Origin of the sequence: Amycolatopsis sp. (assembly GCF_036008905.1) — a bacterium.
GTDB lineage: Bacteria > Actinomycetota > Actinomycetes > Mycobacteriales > Pseudonocardiaceae > Amycolatopsis.
Map to the genome: position 1 here is coordinate 1 of NZ_DASYMU010000085.1, position 20532 is coordinate 20532.

Genomic DNA, 20532 nt, shown 5'->3' on the forward strand with positions numbered 1-20532 from the left:
GTCGACCGGTTCGTCGCACACCCAGCACCGCCAGCCGTCGCGCTCGGCCACATCATCGAGGAGACTCACCCGAGCAAACTAGCCTGCCCGGCCGCCGCCCCGCGCACCGCACCCAGGCGAGCGCCACCAGCCTCCGTGGTCACCAGGCGACGACATCCTCGTCGTCGAAACCTGCCCGCGGGCCGTCGTCGGACAGTGGACCGCGGGCATCCGGCGCTCAGGTAGGCAGCGCTTGGGGACGCGCTCGCCTCCTGGTACGACAATGATGGGTGCAGGTATGCCGGTGACATGCCCGGCTTGGCCGTGCAACTGGTCCAAGCCCACATCGCACCTCGGCGCTGCCGCGAGCTGTTGTTCATCGACTTCGTCACCCAGTACGACGCATCGGTGGGCGTAGGCGAGTACTACAACTATCCCAACCTCACGACACAAAGAAAAAATCACCGTCGCCGAATTCGCCACGGTGATATCGGCGCCGTCCGTCCACGTTGACGAAATAAATCGTGAAATCGCGGATCGAGCGGCGCCCTGCCCCCAGTGCGCATTATCTGTCGATATCCTGCTGTTTCTCTCCGCCCGCTGCCATCCGGGTCTGAACCGGATGGCAGCGGCGCCGGATCGGTGTCCTGCGATCAAGCTTTCCAGGCTCCCGAGGCTGCGGCGGTCTTCACGAATTCCCGGAAGTCACGGGCCGGGCGGCCGAGTGCGCGTTGCACGCCGTCCGAGAGGTGACTGTCCATGTCCCGGCGGATCGGGCCGACGGCGTCGGCGTAGTCCTCGGCGTCGGCCGCCGTCCAGCCTTGGGCGACGAGTTCGGCGACGAACTCGTCGTTGGGTACCGAGACGTAGCGGACCGGGCGGCCGATCGCTTCGGAGATCTCCGCGACGGCTTCGCCGATCGTCACGGCGGTGGGACCGGACAGTTCATAGGTCTGTCCGGTGTGCCCGTCCTCGGTGAGGGCCGCGACCGCCACCGCGGCGATGTCCTCGGCATCGACGAAGCTGGCCGCGCCGTCGCCCGCGGGGAGTCGGAGTTCGCCTCCCAGGACCGCCTCCAGGAAGAAGCCTTCGCTGAAGTTCTGCGCGAACCACGCGGGACGGATGATCGTCCATTCGAGGCGGCAGTTGTGTACCGCGTCTTCGCCGTCGATGTGGGTCTTGCCGGCGATGCTGTTTTCGCCTGCGTACCCGGGTGTGTCCACCCCGCGTCCTGACAGGAGGACGATCCGTTCCACGCCGAGGTCCTCGGCGCGGTGAATGAACGGTCGGGTGAGCTGTTCGCCGTCGCAGGGCACGATGTAGACGGTCTTGACCCCGTCGAAAACGACGTCCCAGGTGTCGCGGTCCGTCCAGTCGAAGCGTGGCTCGCTGGAGCGTGAGCCCACTCGGACCGGGACACCTTTCTTCTCGAGCAGGGACACGACCCGTGCACCGGATTTGCCCGTACCACCAGTAATCAGAATGGGATGCTGAGTCATACGGCCAGTCAAGCTGCCCGGCGCGAGACGATCCATGGTTAGGGCGCTCGGTTCGATGTCTGTGCGTCTATATTGACGGGGTGGACACACTCGCGGATCTGCTGGACGGAGTTCGGGCCAAGGGAGCCTTGATCACGCAGTCGATCCTGAGTTCGCCGTGGTCGCTGCGGTTCGCGAGCGGGGCGCAGTTGACGCTCGTGACGATGTTGCGGGGCCGGGCGTGGATCGTTCCCGCCGCCGGGGAAGCGGTGCTGCTGGGGGCCGGGGACATCGCGATCGTCCGCGGTCCCGCGCCCTACACTGTCTCCAACGACCCGACCATCGCGCCGCAGCGCGTCATCACCAGCGCGGACTACTGCACTCGGACGGTCCGCGCGGTGCAAGACGACGGGCCGGCGCTGTCGGCACGGACCTGCGGCGTGGCCGAGGACGGGTCCGCTTTGCTGCTCAGCGGCGCCTACGACGGCAAAGCGGGGATCAGCGGCAGACTGCTCGACGTGCTGCCCGAGGCGCTGGTCGTCCGGGACGGCGACAACCATTTCCCGATGCTGGACCTGGTGGCGGCGGAAATCGCCCGCGATCGCCCAGGCCAGCAAGCGGTCCTCGACAGGCTGCTCGACCTGATCCTCATCTCCACCTTGCGGGCGTGGTTCGACCGTCCCCAGTCACGCGCGCCGGTCTGGTACCGCGAACTGGATGACGCTGTCGTCGGCCACGCCTTACGGCTGGTCCACGACAATCCGGCGCACCCCTGGACGGTTGCGACGTTGGCGGCCGAGGTCGGGGTGTCCCGCGCCGCGTTCGCTCGCCGGTTCGTCGCCCAGGTGGGAGAGCCGCCGATGTCGTACCTCGCGGGCTGGCGGATCGCCTTGGCTTCCGATCTCCTTCGCGAGACGAACACCACCGTCGGTTCGATCGCCCGCAAAGTCGGCTACGCCAACACTTTCGCCTTGAGTGTCGCGTTCAAACGCCGCCGCGGCATCACCCCTACAGAGCACCGGTCGGAGGTCGCTCCGCGAGTTCGCGCCGGATGAAGGGTGTTCGGGCGCAGACGTGTGTGAGGGGCGGTTCCTGGGTGGCCGCCCGCCGTTTGGGTATCGGCTGATTGACGGTGGTGCGCATCCGAATCGCACGCATGCCCACTGGGGCCGACGGGTGCACCGGCTGGATCCTGATCCGGTCACCGCGGTGTGGGTTCGTTGGATGTTCGAGCAACGGGCGACCGGCCGAAGTGCCGCGGGTATCGCGCGGGAGCTCAACGATCGTGCGGTGTCCGTCAGGTGTGGATCGGGAGCGTAACGCGCATCGGTCGGGGTGGGCCTGGGTGGTGATGTGCGGTACGGGATCTCTTGCCGATCCGTGTAACCACGGGTTACTCTCGGCTGGTCCTGTTGCACGGGTGTTCGATCGGACACCCGCGAGAGAGGCCGTTCGGGATACGCCCGCACGGCGTATTCGGGGACGGAACAGCTTTTCCCGCCTTGCCGGCCCGGCTTCGCGAGGGGAGTCAGTTATCCACGTCATCCGCGTTGATCGCGGCTGCCCACATTCTCGACTCGGAGGGTTTCCGATGCGATTCCTGCTCATGCACGGCGGTTGGCAGGGTGGTTGGTGCTGGGACGGTGTGAAGGCCGTGCTCGAGGAACAGGGCCACGACGTGTACGCCCCCACCCTGCCGGGATTCGTGGACGACGACGTCGACCGAGCCGCGGTCACGCTGGCCGAGATGACCGCACCGGTGATCGCCGAGCTGGCCCGGCGGGACCTGCGCGACATCGTCGCGGTCGGACACAGCGGCGGCGGGCCGATCATCCAACTGCTGCGGGAGGCCGAGCCCACCCGGTTCGCCCGGCTGGTGTTCGTCGACGCCTGGGTGCTCAACGACGGTGAGCGGATCTACGACGTGCTGCCCGAGGAACTGTCGACGGCGCTGCGGGCCGCGGCCGAGTCCACACCGGACCGCAGCGTCCCGCTGGCACCGGAGATGTGGTGCGCGGGGCTGATGAACGACGTCCCGGCGGAAGAGGCGCTGCGGTGGTACCAGCGGGTTACGCCCAGCCCCGAGATCTCGATGTCCGAACCCCTGCGGCTGCCCACATTCGCGACGTCCGGCGTGCCGACCTCGTATGTCTACCTGGACGCCGACGTGACCGTGCCGAGGGAGAAGTACGAGGCGAACGCCGCGCGACTCACCGATCCCAAGGTGACGAGCAGCCCCGGCGCGCACGAAGCGATGCTGTCCCGCCCCCGCGAACTCGCCGAGGCGATCCTTCGAGTGTCCTGACACTCGACGAGAGGAGAGCGAACGATGTCCGATCCCGCCACCAAGACCGTACACATCCCGCTGCCCAGCCGTCCGCCGCGCTGCCCCGACTACCGTGACGTGACGAGCGCCGAGGAGCTGTTGCCGTTCTTCGAGTCGGTCGCGCGCCGGCCGTTCAGCAACGGGCTGTGGGCGGCCTGGGACCTACAGCCCGGCGAGCGCGTGCTGCTGCGGGTGGACTCCTGGCACGACCCGATCTGCGTCGAGGCCGCCGTGCGGACGCTGGAGAAGTTCGGCTGCCAATACGAGGTGGTCAACGTCCAGCGGCCCGGCCCGCCGGTGTGGTTCGAGGGCCACGACGAGATCGAGGTGATGAAGGACATCACCAAGGAGCTCGCGGAGTCGTTCGCGGAGTGGGAGCGCCTCGACGACGAGGGCACCTACGACAAGGTGATCTGGGGCTACGGCGGCCCGATCCTGTCCGAGCGGCGGATCAAGGTGCAGCGGTTCCCGTTCATCACGCCGGAGATGACGGCGTCGGCCGCGCACACTTTCCCGGCCGAGCTGCTGACCGCCATCGACCGCTGGACATGGGACCGCATGCGTGAGGGCCGCGCGGTCCACATCACCGACCCGGAGGGCACCGATCTCCGCTACACCAGCCGGTCGGAGTACTGGGACAAGGATCGGCAGTACTTCAACGCCGAGCACATCGCCCGGTTCTATCCGCAGAACACGGCGTACGGCCGTACCTACCTCCCCGGGCACATCTGGGGAAAGCCCAACTTCCTGCTGCCGGAAGGGCTTGAGGACGGGCACGGCGTCGTCGCCGGCACGATGAACCACATCGGACCGTTCCCGTGGATGAAGCTCACCATCGAGAACAGTTCGGTCACCGACATCGAGGGCGGCGGTCTGTTCGGCGAGAAGCTGCGCAGGATCGCCGAGGAGACCGCCCATGTCCAGTATCCCGGCATGCCCGGCAAGGGTTTGCTGAAATGGTGGGAGGCGTCGATCGGGACCAACCCGAAGATCCATCGGCCCCGCAAGGACTATCTGCTGGGCTGGAACTGTGCCCTCTACGAACGCATGCGCTCGGGCATCGTGCACATCGGGTACGGCTCGGTCATCTCCAGCGCACCCGAGACCGAGGCCACCCTGGCCGGGCTGCCCAACATCGGGCACTGGCATGTCCACCTCAACTATCCGACGGTGACCCTGGAAGGCGCGGGTGGTGCCAAGGAGAACCTGATCGAGGACGGGCGGCTGAAGGCGCTCGACGATCCGGACATCCGCCGCCTGGCCGAGAAGTACGGCGACCCCGACCTGCTGCTGGCGGAGGACTGGATTCCGGCTGTGCCCGGGATCAACATCGACGGCGACTACTGGCGGGACTACGCCCAAGACCCGGCCGCCTGGACCAGGGCCGAACTCGAGGTGTGTCGCCGCTGGCACCACCTCTACATGAAGATGATCAACCCTGCCGGCGCTGCCGACACCGACTGCCGCCACTGATCCACCCACACCGCGGCGAGTAGATCCAGAAAGGTTTGGGCGCACACCTACGTCGTGCAGCGGGACACCCAGAAAGAGGCGGACGCGTACCTGCACCGGTTCGCGTCGAGTACGAGGACGTCGAGAGTGTCGACGTGTGGATGAAGCTCCAGGCCGAGCAGGCACAACTCCTGCCGCCCGAGGCACTCGCCACCTTCCGCCTCCGGTTCACCGCGGGCGCGGGCGGATTCTCGCTCGTCGGCACCGCCGAACACATCACGGACCGGCTGGCGTTGCTCGCCGAGGAAGGCATCGACGGCGTGCTGCTCACCTGGGTCGACTACTACGACGGGATCGAGCGCTTCAACGCCGACGTGCTGCCGGCCCTGGAGAAACTCGGACTCCGGGACCCGTTCACTCCGGCGAACGGTTTGCTCGGCTGAGCATCGCGGGCCTGCGGGCGGCCGGTATGCTGGCGGGATCGTGCGGCCTCAGGCTGGCTGTCCACTCCCCAAGGACGTGCGACGTCGATCGAGCGTCGAGAGGCCACGGATTGAACGAGCCGCCGGATGCGCACGGCACGCCGGATTCGTCCGACAAGCAGGCGTCAACTCAGAAGCAGGGGCGGGCCGAGGCGACGCAGCGCATCCTGGCGGCCGCGCGGGCATTGTTTGTCGAGCAGGACCCGGAATCCGTGCCGATTCGACGCATCGCCGAAATGGCGAACGTCAACCACGCCCTTGTGCACCGCTACTTCGGAACCAAGGACAAACTGCTGGCCGCCGTCCTGGAACAGGAGGCGGAGTTCTTCGCGGGGGTGGTGGACCAGTGCAAGGATGCGGACCCTGCCGCCCGCGCGTTGTTCGACGCGCTCCTCGACCGGGGCGACTTCGTGACAATGCTGACCCGCGCCACACTCAGCGGGCGTTCCGCTACCCGCCGCAGCTTCGAGTCGGGTGCGCTGCACCGACTGGTCGCGAAGGTCGGTGACGCGGAGCCAGTCGGCCCGGTGGGTGCGGGTGATCCCCGGCATGCGGTGGCCGCCTACGCGGCCCTCATACTGGGCTGGTCGGTGTTCCGGGAATTCCTCGCCGCCGCGGTGTTCCTCGACGAGGAGGAGATGGACGGCGTCACCGAGCACGTCCGCGCCGCGGCCACTTCGCTCCTGAAACAGTTCCCCGCCGCGACCTAGGGAGTGGAGCCATTAGTTGCTGTGGCGCAATTCGGCTGTTGTCGTAGCAGATTGCGGTACGCCCGACGGATTGCCGGATTGTGAGTGATGTCAGCGTCTCCCCGAACCGCGCTGATGTGTAATTGGCGGATTCAACTGGTCGTCGCAACACCTCCGTCATGGAGGATGTTGTGGCGCAAGGAAAGGCACGTGCGGCGATTGCGGCTGGTCGCCCACCGCTTCAGTCTCCGGGACGACCGCCGGTCAATCGCCGGCAGGACGGCAGCGCTTCTGGCGGAAGATCGCCGAAGGGCTGCGGGACCGGTCGAAACGGCCGCGGACCAGCCTGAACGCCACCCGCGGCGAGGTTGTCGAGAAGATCGTCCACCTGTGCAGCTGGTGAGAAGTTTCGACAAACTCCGTGTCGAGGGCGACAGCCCGTTCCCCCAGCCGCCGCGAAATTGGTTGCGAACACCCCGGGCAGGTGCTGTTCGAGGAGCACCTGTGGCCTACGGATTAAAAGTCAGAGGTTTCATTTTCATCTACTGTCGCGCAGTATCGTTCCGTGCACTATTAGTGCGGGGCGGAATGCGGCTGGCCGGTATTTGTGTGTCGGCAACGGAGCCCGGATGGAGCCCCGGGTGGGCCCTATGTGGACGGTTGTCAGGGTTGCTTCTGGGGCGTGACCGTGTCGGTCAAAACGTGGCCGTCCGGGACCCGGGTTTGCCGACTGGTGGGTCACTATGGCAGAGGCGGTCACACTGTGACGATCGGAGTGCCTGACGGTTCCTTGTTCGGACCAGACGCCTTGGTTTGCGCGGTTCAGGATCGGTGCGGGCCGGGGAGGTGGATAGTGATGTCCAGCCCGCCGGTCGGGCGGGTGGCGGTGGAGATTCTCCGTGGTGGGCGAGGACGATGGCGCGCACGATGGACAGGCCGAGGCCGGCGCCGTCGTCGGTGCGGGTGCCCTCGCCGCGGACGAACGGTTCCAGCAGCCTGTCGGCCTCGCCGGGCACGATCGGCGGGCCGGTGTTCGCGATGCGCAGGAAGGCCTGTGCGGCCGTCGTTCCCGTGGTGACCGTGACGTGACCGCGGCGTGGTTGTACCGGATGGTGTTGTCGATCAGGTGTGCCCGGCACCAACGGCAGGGCGTCGTCCCGGCCGATCACGACCGGGTACTCGTGCGGCGTCATTCCGGCCAGCACGCCGGCAGCGATGCCGTTGTCGATGGGGTTAGGCCGGCGGCCTTGACCTTGATGAGGATGGTGCCGTCGGTGACCTCGGGGGTGGGCAACTCGGAGATCTCGGGCTGCTGCCCGGCGGGGGAGGCCCTATTTGTCCGTGATGAACGGGGTGAGTCAGCCGGATATGCTCGCGTGGCGCGGCTTTGCTCTGCTCCGCCCGGCGGGCACCGTCGGGTCGTGGAGGTATAGTGGTGTTCGAAGACCCCAGTACCGTCACGGTAGCCCTTGAGGTAGGCCACGCGGCTGGGGTTTCGTCTTTCTCGCATTCGGGGGCCGGGAGACACACGGGTCCAGTCGTTACTCCGAAAGGCAGCCAGTGCCGGATCAAAGCCCAGTCGATGGCGCTAGTTCGACCCGCTCGGCCTCCGGCGTGCATTCCATCAAACGCACTTTCGAGCTGCTCGAGGCCATGGCCGACGCCGGTGGCCGGGTCGGGTTGTCGGAGCTGGCCGACAGGGTCGCCCTGCCGAAACCGACGGTCCACCGGCTGGTGCGCACGCTGGTCACCCTGGGATATGTCCGGCAGGAACCATCCCGCGACTACGCACTCGGCCCGCGGCTGGTGCGCCTCGTCGACGCCTCCAGCCGGCTGCTCGGACTCTGGGCCACCCCGCATCTGCAGCAGGTCGTCGATGAGCTGGGAGAAAGCGCCAACCTGTCGATGCTCGATGGTGACCACGTCGTCGACGTTTCCCAGGTGGCCGGGCGCCACGCGATGCGCATGGTCAGCGAGGTCGGCGGGCGCAATCTGCCGCACTGCACCGCCGCGGGAAAGGCGATGCTGGCCGAGCTCCCGCCGGACCACGCGGAGGCGATCGTCCGGCGAGCGGGGATGCCCCGGTACACGCCGGCCACCATCACCGACCCGATGGCCTTCTCCGCCGAGTTGGACCTGGTCCGTGAACAAGGCTATGCGACCGACAACGAAGAGCAGGAGCTCGGAGTACGGTGCGTGGCCGTCGCGGTGCCGGGTAAGCCGATGCGCGCCGCCGTGTCGATCTCGGCGCCACTGACCCGCATGACCGACGACCTGATCCAGCGCGCGGTGCCCATCCTGTCGCTGGCGGCAGGCAAGCTGGCCGGAGAGCTCCACCTGGTCCGGTCGGCCGTCGTCGACTGACCTGGTCCACGGCTGCGGGCCGGGTCCAAACGCGACAAAGCGTCCGAGTACATGACGCTCATGTTTCCCTGCGTGGCAACGAAGTTGGCAGCCGGGCAGCCGGACAGTCGCGTCTCCGGTCCTGGTTTAAAGACTCGTTACTTCGAGGTAAATCCGGCCATGAAGCCTTGACTGGTCGACGCGCGCTTTCTTAGCCTGTTCCGCATCGAGAACCGAGCGTTCCGCTATGCGGACCGAGAGGCATGGTGGCCACGTCACGGGTAGCGGGACGTTCGAAGTTGATTCAGCCGGGTTTGTGGATCGGGGTCTTCGATTCATTTCTGATCCGCATGACCGAATAGTGGAGAAATTGATGTCCACAGTCGCATTTGTCGGGCTCGGAATCATGGGTGCGCCCATGGCCGAAAACCTGGTTGCCGCCGGGTATGACGTGGTCGGTTTCAATCGAAGCCGTCCGCCCGTCGACCGATTGATCAAGCGCGGCGGACGCGGTGCCGACAGCGTCGCCGACGCCGCGGCCAACGCTGACGTCGTCGTCACCATGCTTCCGGACAGCGCGGACGTGGTAGGTGTCGCACTCGGTGAGGAGGGCATCTACGCGACCGCCAAGGCCGGGACGCTGCACATCGACTGCTCCACCATCGCGCCGGAGACCAGTCGCAGGCTCGCCGAGGCGGGTGCCGAACGGGGCGTGCGCGTCCTGGACGCCCCGGTCAGCGGAGGCGAGTCGGGAGCCATCGAAGGAATCCTGTCGATCATGGTCGGCGGTGTCGCCGACGACGTCGAGGAAGCCAGGCCGATTCTGGCGGCGATGGGCACAACGGTGGTCCACGTCGGGCCGGCCGGTGCCGGTCAGACGGTCAAGGCCGCGAACCAGCTGATCGTCGCCGGGACGGTCCAACTGGTCGCGGAAGCGCTGGTGTTCCTGCAGGCGCACGGCGTTGACCAGGAAGCGGCGGTCCGGGTGCTCGCCGGTGGTCTCGCCGGGAGCACAGTCCTGGACCGCAAGGCACCAGGCATGATCGCCCGGAACTTCACCCCGGGATTCCGGGTCGATCTGCACCACAAAGACCTCGGCATCGTCACCGCCGCGGCTCGTCAGATGGGCGTCGCCATCCCCCTCGGCGCACATGCCGCCCAGCTGATGGGTGCGGTGCGCGCACAGGGGCACGGCGATCTCGACCACACCGCGTTGCTGCTGCTCGTCGAAGAGCTGGCCGGCCGGTCGCCCGCTCGAATCAAGGCCTGACCCCGAAATTCCCCATCGCCCGAAACAGCGCGGGCCGAATCCGCCGCCGGTACGCCCGAAAGTCGGTCAGCCGGGTCACGCATAGGAGTGAGTAGAAATGCCAGGTAAAGCCACCAGCGGCCCGAGAGACCCCCAGCGAGCCCTCGGCGGGCTGTCGCGGCGCCGATTCATCCAGGTGCTCGGCGGCGGTGCCGCGGCCGTCGCGGGGGGCTCGTTGCTGGCCGCGTGCGGCGCCTCCTCCGGCAGTGCGGGCGCGGACACGAGCAGCGGAAAGGTCGCGCTGCAGTTGGTCTTCATCAAGAACGTGCAGTTCGCGGGTAGCTATTTCGCGGACTCGAAGGGGTACTGGAAACAGCGCGGGCTAGAGGTCGACCTGCTGCCCGGTGGCCCGAACCTGACCGTCGAGCCGGTCGTGGTGTCCGGTCGCGCGCTGGTCGGCATCACGCACACCGCGCAGGCGGTCAAGGCCATCCTCAGCGGGGCCGCCCTGAAGATCATCGGCGCGGGCTTCCAGAAGAACCCGTTCGTGCTGATCTCGCGGGCGGTCAAGCCGATCAAGACGCCGCAGGAGCTCGCGGGCAAGAAGATCGGTGTGCAGGCCCTCGACCTTCCGGTCTTCACCGCCTTTTTGAAGGCGGTCAACGTGGACAAGTCGACCTTCACCATTGTGCCGCTGCAATCCGATCCGACACCGCTGGCCACCGGCGAGCTCGACGGGATCATGGGTTTCTACAGCAACGAGCCGAACTTCCTGCGTATCAAGAATGTCGAGCCCTACACGATGTTGCTCGACGACTTCGGGTACCCGCTCATGGAGGAGTGCTACATCGTCAAGCAGTCGAGCCTCGATGACCAGGCCAAGCGCAAGCAGGTCGTCGCGCTGATGCAGGGCGAGTCGCTCGGCTGGAGCGACGCGCTGGCAAACCCGCAGGCCGCCGCGGACCTCGCGGTGAACACCTACGGCAAGGACCTCAAGCTCGACCTGGCCCAGCAGAACATGGCGATGAAGTCCGAAATCGACGTCGCACAGACCGCGGACACCAAGGCGCACGGGCTGTTCTGGATGAGTGACGAGCTGATCGCGGGCACCGTGAACTCGCTCAAGCTCGGCGGAGTCGAGGCTACCCCGGCCATGTTCACCCGGGACATTCTCAACGAGGTCTACCAGGGCAAGGCGACGGTGTAACGGATGTCCGCGGACACGATGAGTTCAGTGCCCTACACCGACCAAGCCCCCGACGCGGGCCTGCTGGTCCGTGACGTGACCAAGGAGTTCGTGCTCGCCCGGGAGAAGGTCGTCGCCCTGTCCGAGGTGAATCTGCGGATGCCTCAAGGCGGTTTCCTGTCCCTGCTCGGGCCGAGCGGCTGCGGGAAGTCGACGATGCTGCGCATCCTGGCCGACCTGGAGCAGCCGTCGAGCGGGACAGTGCTGGTGCACGGCGAAAAGCCTTCGGTGGCACGGCGAAACCACCACCTCGGGATCGCCTTCCAGGACTCCGCGTTGCTGCCCTGGCGCAGCGTCGTCGACAACCTCAAGCTCCCCTTGCAAGCCGCCGGCCGCCAGCTGCCGGACAGTGCGCTACGGGATCTGGTCGCGCTGGTCGGGCTGACCGGATTCGAGAAAGCCAAACCCGCGCAGCTCTCCGGTGGCATGCGGCAGCGGGTGGCGATCGCCCGCTCGCTCGTGCACTCACCGCAGTTCCTGCTGCTCGACGAACCGTTCGGCGCGCTGGACGAGATGACCCGGCGGCGGCTGAACCTCGAGCTGCTGCGGGTGTGGGCGGAGCGGCAGACGACCACGCTGATGGTCACCCACTCGGTGGCCGAAGCGGTCTTCCTCTCCGACGAGGTCGCGGTGATGGCACCCCGGCCCGGTCACGTCGTGGAGACCGTCCGGATCGACCTGCCGCGACCGCGGACACCGGAAATGCTGCGCTCGCCGGAGTTCCACGGCTACACCGACCGGCTCAGCGCGGTGCTCTTCGAGGGCCGGACGGCGCAGGCACCGGCCGAACCGGACGGCATCTCGTGAGTGCCGTGGAGGTCGCGCGCCCGGTAGGCCGGCCGGGCGTGGTGCAGCTCGCCGGGTTGTCGCGGAAATGGCTCTCCCCGGTCGCCGGCATCGTGATCCTCCTCGCGGTCTGGCAGCTGATCGCGGTGACGGTCGCCGCGGGCCGGCACGTCGTGCCCACCATCCCCGACGTCGTCGATGCCTTGGTCTCCGACGGGTTCTACGTGGTGCACGTCCAGACCACGCTGTGGGAGGCGACGCAGGGATTCTTCTGGGGCAACCTCGTCGCCTTCGCGGTCGCGGGTGTCTGCCTCGTCGCGCCGCCGCTGCGGATCATCCTGACCAGGGTGGCGATGGCGACCTACTCGACGCCGACGATCGCGGTCGCACCGCTGCTCATCGTGCTCTTCGACCCGGACCAGACCAAGGTGGTGATGGCCGGGCTGTCGGTCTTCTTCCCGACCTTGCTGGGCACGCTGCTGGGATTGGAGAGCGCACCGAAGGGTGCGATGGAGATCGCCCACGTCAGCGGAGCGTCGCGTCGCTTCACCGTGCTGCGGGTCCAGCTGCGCGCCGCGGTGGTGCCGATCGCGGGCGCGCTCAGCCTCGCCGCTCCGGCGGCCATGGTGGGCGCGATGATCGGCGAGTATCTCGGCGGTGACACGGGTCTGGGCGCGCAGCTGGTGCAAGCCCAACAGGCGCTCAACGTCGAGCGGGCGTGGGCGGTGGCGATCGAGGCCACCGCACTGTCCACATTGGCGTATCTGGCCATCGGCGCCGTCGCCCGGCGACTGTCCTATACGGACACTTCCACCGAGTTCAACGGCGCGGCTCCGGTGCGTGCCCGCGGCGCCGGCGGGTGGTGGTGGAGCCCGGTGCGGGCGGTCGTTTCGCTCACCGTCGTCATCCTGCTGTGGTTCGGACTGGTCAAAGGAATGGGCCTGAACCCCTACCTGGCGAAAACGCCGGACCAGGTCTGGACCTATCTCGTCTCCGGCACGGACGGCAGCGGCGGTCAACTCGGCGAGATCGTCGGCCAGCTCCTCGGGACACTGCGCGACGCCGGGATCGGCTACCTCGCGGGAACCGCCGCCGCGGTGATCACGGCGGCACTGTTCCTGAGCTCGCCGGTGCTCGAAGGAATGTTCCTGCCACTGGTGATGACACTGCGCGCGGTCCCACTGGTGGCGATGACCCCGATCATCGCGCTGATCTTCGGCCGGGGGCTGCTCACCGTCGCGGTACTGGCCGGTGCGGTGACCTTCGTGCCGACGTTGGTCATCGTGCTCGCCGCGCTGAGGGCGGTGCCCAAGCCGGCGATCGAGCTCGCGCACGTGTATGGCCTCGGCTGGTTCCGGTCGATGTTCGGAGTTCGGATGATCTACGCCGTTCCAGCGCTCGCCGCGAGTGCCAGGGTGGCGCTGCCGGGCTCGATCCTCGGTGCGGTGCTGGTGGAGATCCTGGCCACCGGATCCGGGATCGGCAACGTCGTCGCGGTGAGCATCGGCAGTTCGGAGTACCTGACGCTCTGGTCGGCGCTGGCCGTGCTGACCATGGTCACCGCGTTGTTCTATGCACTGCTGTCGACATTGGAGTCGGCAGCGCTGGCACGGCTCGCACAATGAGCGGCGCCGTCGAAAACACAGAAAACACAGGAGAAGCATGGTGATGAACGAGTGGGGCGGCAGCCGGATCAGCGAAGAGCAGGCCAACGCGTGGGTGGCGAAGGCACAGCGGCACACCGCCCCCCTGCTCGAGCTGGCAGGCCCGGTCGCCGACCAGGCCACCGTGCTGCCCGGCCGGGTGGATTCCACTGAGGACTGGCTCTACGGCAACTTCATGCTCGCGTGGCTGGATCCCGCCGCCGAACCGCGCCGCGTGCGGCACCTGCCGTCCGGGTCCTTCTTCCTGGAGTTGCTGCGGGCGGCGTACGCGCCGGTCCTGAGCCGCCGGCCGGAACTGGCCGCGCTGCTGGAGGACGAGAGCCGGCTGGAGATGTCGCTCACGAACGACGTACTGCAGATCCAGCTCCGCGGCCGGGAGCTGGGATACAGCATGATCCGCCATCACGCACTCATGCTGTTCGTCGCCGCGCTCTGGCTCGACGAACCGCGACGCTCCCAATGGCTGGACCTCTACGACGAGCTCGTGACCTACGTCGACGAGCGCCCAGCAGGCCGGCCGTCCCTCGACGAGATAGCCGAAGTGGAGACCGCCGCCTTCGCCGACTTCACGGCCCTGGCGGCGCGCACCCTTGTCCACACCGAGGCACGAACCCTGCTGGAGAGCCAGGAGCTTTCTCACATCCTCGACTACCAGTTGTACGCGGGAGTCGCGATCGGCCTGCTGTGGCGGGAGTACCGCGCGGTGCCCGAGGCGGAACGTGAGGCGTGGCAACGTGAACAGCTGTCCGATCGATACCTCCGATCGGACTACCTCGAACAGAATTGGACGGATCACTCGTGACATCGACAGTGCGCAGCCAACTCCCCGGTACCGACGGGGGAGACCCGGCCGGCCTGCAACTGGTCATCAAGAACGCGCGGCTTTCGACCGATGACAACGAACTGCACAACATCGCCGTCCGCGCCGGCACCATTGTGGCGCTGGCCAACCGGAACGAGGACCTCGGTCCGGCCGAGACGACAGTGGACGCCGAGGGCAGGTGGGTCATCCCCGGCGCCATCGACACGCATTCGCACATCAACCAGCGGGCCCCGGAGTTCAACCACGTCCCAGGACTGGGGCCGGACGACAACTTCGCGGTGGAGAGCCGGGGCGCGCTGGCCGGCGGCTGCACCACCGCGCTGAACTACGTGCAATTCGGTCCGCCGTCGCTGCTGGACTCCTACCGTTCCAGCCTGGCCACCGCCACCGGCCAGTCGATGATGAACGTGTGCTTCCACGGCTGCCTGATGGACATGGACCAGGTCGCCGAGATCCCGCAGGCGGTCGTCGAGGGCCTGCGGACCTTCAAGATCTTCATGCCCTACCGGGGTGAAGAGGCCCGCAACCTCGGCGGCATCGGGAGCCTCAACCACGCTCAGATGCGGATCGCGTTCAGCGAGATCGCCGCACACGGCGCCCAGGCACTGGTACATGCCGAGGACGGCGACATCGTCGACCACTGCATGCGGCACGAGTCCTCCGCCGGCCTTGACTCACTAGCCGGATGGGAACGGTCGCGCCCGACCATCGCCGAAGGGGACGCGGCGTGGACGGCGATGTACCTCGCCGAGGAAGCCGGCTGCCCGGTCTCCATCGTGCACGTGTCCAGCCTCGAGGCGATCAGGGCGCGGCGGGCGCTCGGCTACTCCGGCGCCGGGCTGGAGTCGTGTGTGCACTACATGTTGCTGACCACGGCGTCGGACATCGGGCCGGAGGGCAAGGTCGCGCCGCCGCTGCGGGACCCGGACCTCGCCGAGGCGATCACGGAGGCGGTACTGGCCGGGGAGATCGACTTCTTCGGCTCCGATCACAACGTCTGGCCGAGCGCGGCCAAGCAGGAGTGGGAGAGCGCGAAGCCCGGCCTGCCCGGCATCGGCCTGATGCTGCCGCTGCTGCTCACCCACCTGGTGTACGAGCGCGGGATGACCATGGAGCGGGCGATCGCCCTCACCTCGCGCAACGCCGCCGTCCGGTTCGGCCTGCCCGGCAAGGGCCGCGTCGCCCTGGGCGCGGATGCCGACCTGGTGATCCTCGAGGAGGGGCGGCGCGAGATCCGCGCGGATGAGCTGCACTCAGCGGTCGACTATTCGCCGTACGAGGGCATGACGCTGCGGGCTTGGCCGCATACCACCGTGTGCGGCGGAACCGTGGTGTACCAGGACGGCAAGTTCCCCAACCCCGACTTCCGGGGCGAGATGCTGAACAACCGGTTCCGTGGCGCCGCGGTGGGTGTGTTCTGACGTGGGCGACGGAATCTTCGTCGGCCCCCGGCCGGCGGCAGAACTGGTCGGGGCCGTACGCGAGGCCGGCGGGCGGATAACCTCGGTGGCGGATGCGGCGGCGGTGATCTGGTATGGGGGATCGCCGAAGGAGTTCGCCGCGATGGCCCACCCCGGGATCCGCTGGGTGCAACTGCCCAACGCCGGTGTCGAGCCGTGGCTGGATGCCGGGATCGTCAACGGCGACAGGGTGTTCAGCTCGGCGGCGGGCTGTTACGCGCCTTCGGTCGCCGAGCACACCCTGGCCTTGATGCTGACCGGGGCGCGGCGGCTGCACGAGCAGGCCAGGGCACGGACCTGGACCCACTCGTCACCGGCGACCCTGCGCGGGGCGACGGTGGCGATCATCGGCTCCGGTGGCATCGGCCAGGCGCTCATCGGCATGCTGGCGCCCCTCGGGACGACGGTGCTGGCGGTGACCCGCTCCGGCCGCCAGGTCCCCGGTGCGCACGCTTCGGTCGACCCCAGCGGCGTGCCCGACGCACTGCGCTACGCGGATTACGTCGTGCTCGCGGCCCCTGCCACGGACAAGACCCGGTCGATGATCGGCGCTGCCGAACTGGCGCTGATGAAGCCCACCAGCTGGCTGATCAACGTCGGCCGGGGCACCCTGGTCGACACCGACGCGCTGGTCGCAGCCCTGCAAGCAGGCCGGATCGGCGGCGCCGCGCTGGACGTCACCGACCCCGAACCGCTGCCGGACGGCCATCCACTGTGGACGGAGCCGCAGGTCGTCATCACCTCGCACACCGCCAACAGCGAGAGCCTGCTGTTGCCCGAACTGGCCAAGCGGGTTCGTGAGAACACCGAGCGTTTCCTGGCTGGCAGGCCCTTGGAAGGAGTGATCGACACCGGCATCGGTTACTAGGGCGTGCGCCCGTTGGTCCGGCGGCGACGCGGCAGAGGTCGCGCTGCCGCCGAACCGGCGCTTCGGCTGCGGCCTTTGACAGGCTGGCGGCGATTGTGCGCAGATGCCGGTGCATTCCGCCGCAGGCTCGCACTGCGGCAACAGATCCTCGACCAAAGACGAGGTGCGACAGCGGTATCGGGCCCGATGCGGAGCCGGACGCCGATACCGCTCAGGTCAGGCCGGTGACGTGTCGACCCGGCCGAGATGGCGGGCTAGGAATCCGTTGTCGAGTCCGTACCAGCGTATGTTGCGGTGATCGCCCGGGTTGGCGTGCAACGTCTTCTCCTTCGAGGAGAAGGCGTCGAACAACGCGAGAGCGGATTGGCGGTCGACGTGCTCGTCGTCCCACGGGAGCAGGAACTGGACCGGAACGGTGATTCGCCTCGCCGCCTCGATCAGGGCCTCGTGCACGACGAACCCACCGCCGAAGATCGCGGCGGTGATCCGGGGTTCGATCGCCGTCAGCGGTATCCCGATCCCAGTACCCAACGTGATGCCACCGCCGTAGCCGATCGGCGCTTCGGTGCCGATTTCCGGCAGTTGCTGGAGGGCATCCAGGGTCGCTTGCCATTCCGGCACGGCACGCTGCGCCAGTGCGGTGCCGTACCGGACGGTGATCGACTCGACGCGCTGGGTTTCGCCCGCCGCCATGGCCTGCTTGAGGTCGGCGCGGACCTGCTCGTCCTCCACCGTGCGCGGGCGGTCGCCGTGTCCGGGCGCGTCGATGGCGGCCACGGTGAAACCGTGGGTGGTCACGTAGTGGCGTGCGCGGGCCAGGAGCTCCGGTGTCTTCTTGTGCAGGCCGCCGCCGTGACCCATCAGCACCAGGGGCGCGTGCTCGGAGCCGGATGTGGGCGACCAGAGCACGCCGGTGACTTCACCCAGGGTGAAGTCACACTCGACGACACCATGCGACGATGTCTCCAGAGTGAAACGTAACGAATGCACAGGTTATTGCCTTTCGGGAGTGTCAATGGTCAGTTTTTCCTCCCCGTAGGCGGCCAGATGTTCTCCCCGCTGGCGGCCACGTGGTTCTCCCCAACGGCGGCCAGTTAATTCCCCGCCTTGGTTGGGTTTGATCAGTGCAACGGCCTCACCCCTTGTCCTGAGGTGGCTTGAGCGAGCCGGAAGCTGTCACCTTGAGTGACAACGACGTGCGCGTGGTGCAGCAGCCGATCGACCGTCGCGGTCGCCAAGGTCTTCGGCATGATCTCGTCGAACCCTGACGGATGAAGGTTCGAGCTCACGGCCAGCGCCCGCCGTTCGTAGGCCGCGTCGACCAGCCGGTAGAACCCTTCAGCCGCGTCCGGGCTGACCGGCAGCAGCCCGATATCGTCGATGATGATCAGGTCGGTGCGGATCAGCCGCGCGAGCGCGCGGGTGATGGAGTCGTCGACCCGATGTCGGCGGACCAGCGCGCCGAGGTCTTCGATGGTGAACCAGGCGACGGTCAACCCCGCCTCGATCGCGGCCTGCCCCAGCGCCTCACAGAAGTGCGATTTCCCGGTGCCGGATGGGCCGCAGATGCAGAGGTTTTCCTTGTTCCGAACCCATTCCAGAGTCTTCAACGAGTCTTGCGTCGGCCGCGCGATCGAGGACGCCTGCTCGTCCCAGTCGCCGAATGTTTTGCCCGCGGGGAACGCGGCCCGCTTGCGGCGGGTCCGCAGGTTCGCCGCGTCCCGCCCGGCGGCTTCCTCCGCGAGCAGCACCCGCACGACCTCGGCCGGGTCCCAGCGTTGCGCCTTCGCGGTCGGGATCAGGTCGGTCAGCGCGCGTCGCAGGTGCGGCAGTTTCAGCCGTTTCGTCAGCGCGACGGCTTCGGCGAGAGGGTCGCCGGCGGAGCCGGCGATGCGCAGTCCAGAGGTCATGACAGGTCGCTTTCAGAGTCGTTGTCGCTGGTGGAGACGTCGCGGGCGGGGAGGCCGAAGTTCGACCAGGCCGAGGTGCCCGGCTGCAGGCTGTGGTTCTCACTGGCCCGTGACGGCTCGCCTGCGTCACGGCCGGTGTTGTGGGTCAGGATGCGGAGCAGGTCGTTCTCGGCGAACCGGCCGGCGATCGCGGCGATCCCGAGCGCCTGGTCGACCTCGGCGGCCGGGTGCAGTTTGGCGAGGGTGACTGCCTCGGCCATCTTCGGGCGGATCCGGCGGGCGCCGGTGGCCGCGGCCTCGGTCAACCACGCCGCGGCGCCGCTGCCCAGCGCCAGGAACGCGGCCTCCTCCGGTGAGGTGGCCCGCGGAGTGCGGTCACCGTGGTGATCCGGGCGGGGTGGGTAGTGCTCGTCCTGGATCGACGGGTTGCCGGGAGTTGAGCGGGCGTGCCGGGCGACCTCGGCCGGGCCGTTCTCGTCGATCGCGGTGACGATGAGGTCGTCGCCGTGGAACCGGACCCAGACCCGGGTGTCGACCAGCGGATGCGGCACCGAATACCGCACTCCCTCAACGGAAACGGTGCCGTCCCAGTTGACTCGCCGGGTGGTGCCGAACGCGACCGTAAAAGGCTTACGGGTCAACGGATGCAGCCGCTGGCGTTCCTCCGCGAGTGCCTCGATCGGGCGGCGGTGGGTCTCGCGGTGAGGGCGTTCGTTGACCTGCTCACAGAACTCGCGGCAGGCTGTTTCCAGGTCACCGAAGCTGCGGTAGTCGTCGAGCAGGTTGGTGTCGGTGGGTACCAGGTCTGCCTTCGCGATCCGCACCGTCGCCTCTGACCCACCCTTGGATTGCGGGTCCGCCGGCACGCAGGTGCGGATCGTCATGCCGTAGTGGCGGCCGACTTCGACGATGTCGGGGTTGCGGACCGCGATCGACGCGACATGGTCCACCGACACCGTCTTCTCGTTGTCGGTCAACGCATACGTCGGAACACCACCGATCCGCCGCAGCGTGGTGTCCAGGCACGCGACGATCGTCGGCAAGGTCTTGTCCATCACCGGGATCACCACCCGAAACCGCGACCACGCCAGCCACGCGCACCACAATTGCGTCTGCCGTCCGGCGATCTTCGGGCCGTGGCCCCAATCCCACTGCAACCACAGACCCGGTTCCACGATCCACGGCCGAAACACCCGCCGCTGCCCAGCCCGCAGGCGTTGCTTGACCTGCGCGACCACACGGCGGGTGGTGCGTTCGCCGCCGGTGAAACCCATCGCGGTGATCCGCCGATGCACCACATCCGCACGCACCTTGCCGTTGGAGCGCACCACCAGCTCCTCGATCTTCGGCAAGTACTCGTCGACCGGGCGAACCCGATGTTCCCGCGCGACCGGCGCTTCGCCGGCCTCCCGCAAGGCCACGTACCGCGCGACGGTGTGGTGGTCACACCCGGCCAGCTCGGCCGCGGCGCGGTAACTCCCCGTGAGGTCATACGCCTCGAGGATCTCCATGATCTCCCTGCTGCTCTTCACGTCACGCAGCCTTGCCGCACGACATCCCGGATGATCTACCGGGGAGATATCTGGCCGTCCCCGGGGAACCCGGTGGCCATCAGCGGGGCCTTATCTGGCCGCCTATGGGGAGTATTCACTGGCCACGGACACGGGAGGGCCATGTTGTCGAAGCGCTCCCGGCGACACCTAGGTCAATCGCCGAACCGTGACAAAAGGGGGAGCACCCACATCGATACAGCGTTCATGGGGCTCACCTCCTCTCG

At 67.7% G+C, this 20532-nt stretch carries 19 protein-coding genes; 14 read left to right on the forward strand and 5 right to left on the reverse strand.

Annotated elements, in window-relative coordinates; genetic code table 11:
• Positions 1 to 288 precede the first annotated feature (288 nt).
• Positions 289 to 492, forward strand: coding sequence for a hypothetical protein (locus tag VGP60_RS16000; RefSeq protein WP_327548794.1), 204 nt, complete (start codon positions 289 to 291; stop codon positions 490 to 492).
• Positions 493 to 632: 140 nt separating this feature from the next.
• Here the strand turns inward: VGP60_RS16000 and VGP60_RS16005 are convergent, their stop codons facing one another.
• Positions 633 to 1514 (reverse strand): NAD(P)H-binding protein, encoded by an 882-nt coding sequence (locus VGP60_RS16005; protein ID WP_327548795.1) that lies wholly within the window; start codon positions 1512 to 1514, stop codon positions 633 to 635.
• Positions 1515 to 1558: 44 nt separating this feature from the next.
• On the opposite strand from VGP60_RS16005, the gene VGP60_RS16010 reads away from it, so the two are divergent.
• The 5 genes from VGP60_RS16010 to VGP60_RS16030 all read left to right on the forward strand — a co-directional run bounded on the left by VGP60_RS16010 (position 1559) and on the right by VGP60_RS16030 (position 6427).
• A complete protein-coding gene (locus tag VGP60_RS16010; protein WP_327548796.1) occupies positions 1559 to 2512 on the forward strand; it encodes an AraC family transcriptional regulator in 954 nt (317 codons plus the stop codon).
• Between the two features lie 536 nt (positions 2513 to 3048).
• Positions 3049 to 3762 carry an alpha/beta fold hydrolase gene (locus tag VGP60_RS16015; protein WP_327548797.1) on the forward strand — a complete coding sequence of 238 codons (714 nt, stop codon included), beginning with the start codon at positions 3049 to 3051 and terminating at the stop codon, positions 3760 to 3762.
• 24 nt (positions 3763 to 3786) lie between these two features.
• Positions 3787 to 5256, forward strand: coding sequence for a hypothetical protein (locus VGP60_RS16020; RefSeq protein ID WP_327548798.1), 1470 nt, complete (start codon positions 3787 to 3789; stop codon positions 5254 to 5256).
• A 134-nt stretch (positions 5257 to 5390) separates the two neighbouring features.
• The gene (locus VGP60_RS16025; protein ID WP_327548799.1) at positions 5391 to 5678 is read left to right on the forward strand and encodes a hypothetical protein; all 288 of its coding nucleotides are present in this window, start codon (positions 5391 to 5393) and stop codon (positions 5676 to 5678) included.
• A gap of 110 nt (positions 5679 to 5788) precedes the next feature.
• Positions 5789 to 6427: a helix-turn-helix domain-containing protein gene (locus tag VGP60_RS16030; protein WP_327548800.1), complete on the forward strand. Its 639-nt coding sequence runs from the start codon at positions 5789 to 5791 to the stop codon at positions 6425 to 6427.
• A gap of 674 nt (positions 6428 to 7101) precedes the next feature.
• Here the strand turns inward: VGP60_RS16030 and VGP60_RS16035 are convergent.
• The gene (locus VGP60_RS16035) at positions 7102 to 7599 is read right to left on the reverse strand and encodes an ATP-binding protein (RefSeq protein ID WP_327548848.1); all 498 of its coding nucleotides are present in this window, start codon (positions 7597 to 7599) and stop codon (positions 7102 to 7104) included.
• Positions 7600 to 8020: 421 nt separating this feature from the next.
• On the opposite strand from VGP60_RS16035, the gene VGP60_RS16040 reads away from it, so the two are divergent.
• The 8 genes from VGP60_RS16040 to VGP60_RS16075 all read left to right on the forward strand — a co-directional run bounded on the left by VGP60_RS16040 (position 8021) and on the right by VGP60_RS16075 (position 16845).
• A complete protein-coding gene (locus VGP60_RS16040; protein ID WP_327548801.1) occupies positions 8021 to 8770 on the forward strand; it encodes an IclR family transcriptional regulator in 750 nt (249 codons plus the stop codon).
• Between the two features lie 352 nt (positions 8771 to 9122).
• Positions 9123 to 10019 (forward strand): 2-hydroxy-3-oxopropionate reductase, encoded by an 897-nt coding sequence (locus tag VGP60_RS16045; protein ID WP_327548802.1) that lies wholly within the window; start codon positions 9123 to 9125, stop codon positions 10017 to 10019.
• A 97-nt stretch (positions 10020 to 10116) separates the two neighbouring features.
• Complete coding sequence (locus VGP60_RS16050; RefSeq protein WP_327548803.1) at positions 10117 to 11205, forward strand: ABC transporter substrate-binding protein; 1089 nt, start codon at positions 10117 to 10119, stop codon at positions 11203 to 11205.
• Positions 11206 to 11223: 18 nt separating this feature from the next.
• Positions 11224 to 12051 (forward strand): ABC transporter ATP-binding protein, encoded by an 828-nt coding sequence (locus tag VGP60_RS16055; RefSeq protein WP_414640360.1) that lies wholly within the window; start codon positions 11224 to 11226, stop codon positions 12049 to 12051.
• Positions 12048 to 13655: an ABC transporter permease gene (locus tag VGP60_RS16060; RefSeq protein ID WP_327548805.1), complete on the forward strand. Its 1608-nt coding sequence runs from the start codon at positions 12048 to 12050 to the stop codon at positions 13653 to 13655. The genes VGP60_RS16055 and VGP60_RS16060 overlap by 4 nt, the downstream gene beginning before the upstream one ends.
• A 37-nt stretch (positions 13656 to 13692) precedes the next feature.
• Complete coding sequence (locus VGP60_RS16065) at positions 13693 to 14496, forward strand: hypothetical protein (RefSeq protein ID WP_327548806.1); 804 nt, start codon at positions 13693 to 13695, stop codon at positions 14494 to 14496.
• Complete coding sequence (locus VGP60_RS16070; protein WP_327548807.1) at positions 14493 to 15938, forward strand: dihydroorotase; 1446 nt, start codon at positions 14493 to 14495, stop codon at positions 15936 to 15938. The genes VGP60_RS16065 and VGP60_RS16070 overlap by 4 nt, the downstream gene beginning before the upstream one ends.
• 1 nt (position 15939) lies before the next feature.
• A complete protein-coding gene (locus VGP60_RS16075; protein ID WP_327548808.1) occupies positions 15940 to 16845 on the forward strand; it encodes a D-isomer specific 2-hydroxyacid dehydrogenase family protein in 906 nt (301 codons plus the stop codon).
• A gap of 216 nt (positions 16846 to 17061) precedes the next feature.
• Here the strand turns inward: VGP60_RS16075 and VGP60_RS16080 are convergent, their stop codons facing one another.
• The 3 genes from VGP60_RS16080 to istA form a co-directional block, all read right to left on the reverse strand.
• The gene (locus tag VGP60_RS16080) at positions 17062 to 17835 is read right to left on the reverse strand and encodes an alpha/beta hydrolase (RefSeq protein ID WP_327548809.1); all 774 of its coding nucleotides are present in this window, start codon (positions 17833 to 17835) and stop codon (positions 17062 to 17064) included.
• Positions 17836 to 17966: 131 nt separating this feature from the next.
• Complete coding sequence (gene istB / locus VGP60_RS16085; protein WP_037347384.1) at positions 17967 to 18755, reverse strand: IS21-like element helper ATPase IstB; 789 nt, start codon at positions 18753 to 18755, stop codon at positions 17967 to 17969.
• Positions 18752 to 20287 (reverse strand): IS21 family transposase, encoded by a 1536-nt coding sequence (gene istA, locus VGP60_RS16090; protein ID WP_327548810.1) that lies wholly within the window; start codon positions 20285 to 20287, stop codon positions 18752 to 18754. The genes istB and istA overlap by 4 nt, the downstream gene beginning before the upstream one ends.
• Positions 20288 to 20532: the final 245 nt, after the last annotated feature.

Excerpts from the sequence above, each read along its gene's own strand:
- VGP60_RS16000 (WP_327548794.1), top strand. The coding sequence starts at position 289 with ATGCCCGGCTTGGCCGTGCAACTGGTCCAAGCCCACATCGCACCTCGG.
- VGP60_RS16005 (WP_327548795.1), bottom strand. The coding sequence starts at position 1,514 with ATGGATCGTCTCGCGCCGGGCAGCTTGACTGGCCGTATGACTCAGCAT.
- VGP60_RS16015 (WP_327548797.1), top strand. The coding sequence starts at position 3,049 with ATGCGATTCCTGCTCATGCACGGCGGTTGGCAGGGTGGTTGGTGCTGG.
- VGP60_RS16020 (WP_327548798.1), top strand. The coding sequence starts at position 3,787 with ATGTCCGATCCCGCCACCAAGACCGTACACATCCCGCTGCCCAGCCGT.
- VGP60_RS16035 (WP_327548848.1), bottom strand. The coding sequence starts at position 7,599 with ATGACGCCGCACGAGTACCCGGTCGTGATCGGCCGGGACGACGCCCTG.
- VGP60_RS16045 (WP_327548802.1), top strand. The coding sequence starts at position 9,123 with ATGTCCACAGTCGCATTTGTCGGGCTCGGAATCATGGGTGCGCCCATG.
- VGP60_RS16050 (WP_327548803.1), top strand. The coding sequence starts at position 10,117 with ATGCCAGGTAAAGCCACCAGCGGCCCGAGAGACCCCCAGCGAGCCCTC.
- VGP60_RS16055 (WP_414640360.1), top strand. The coding sequence starts at position 11,224 with ATGAGTTCAGTGCCCTACACCGACCAAGCCCCCGACGCGGGCCTGCTG.
- VGP60_RS16065 (WP_327548806.1), top strand. The coding sequence starts at position 13,693 with ATGGTGATGAACGAGTGGGGCGGCAGCCGGATCAGCGAAGAGCAGGCC.
- istB (WP_037347384.1), bottom strand. The coding sequence starts at position 18,755 with ATGACCTCTGGACTGCGCATCGCCGGCTCCGCCGGCGACCCTCTCGCC.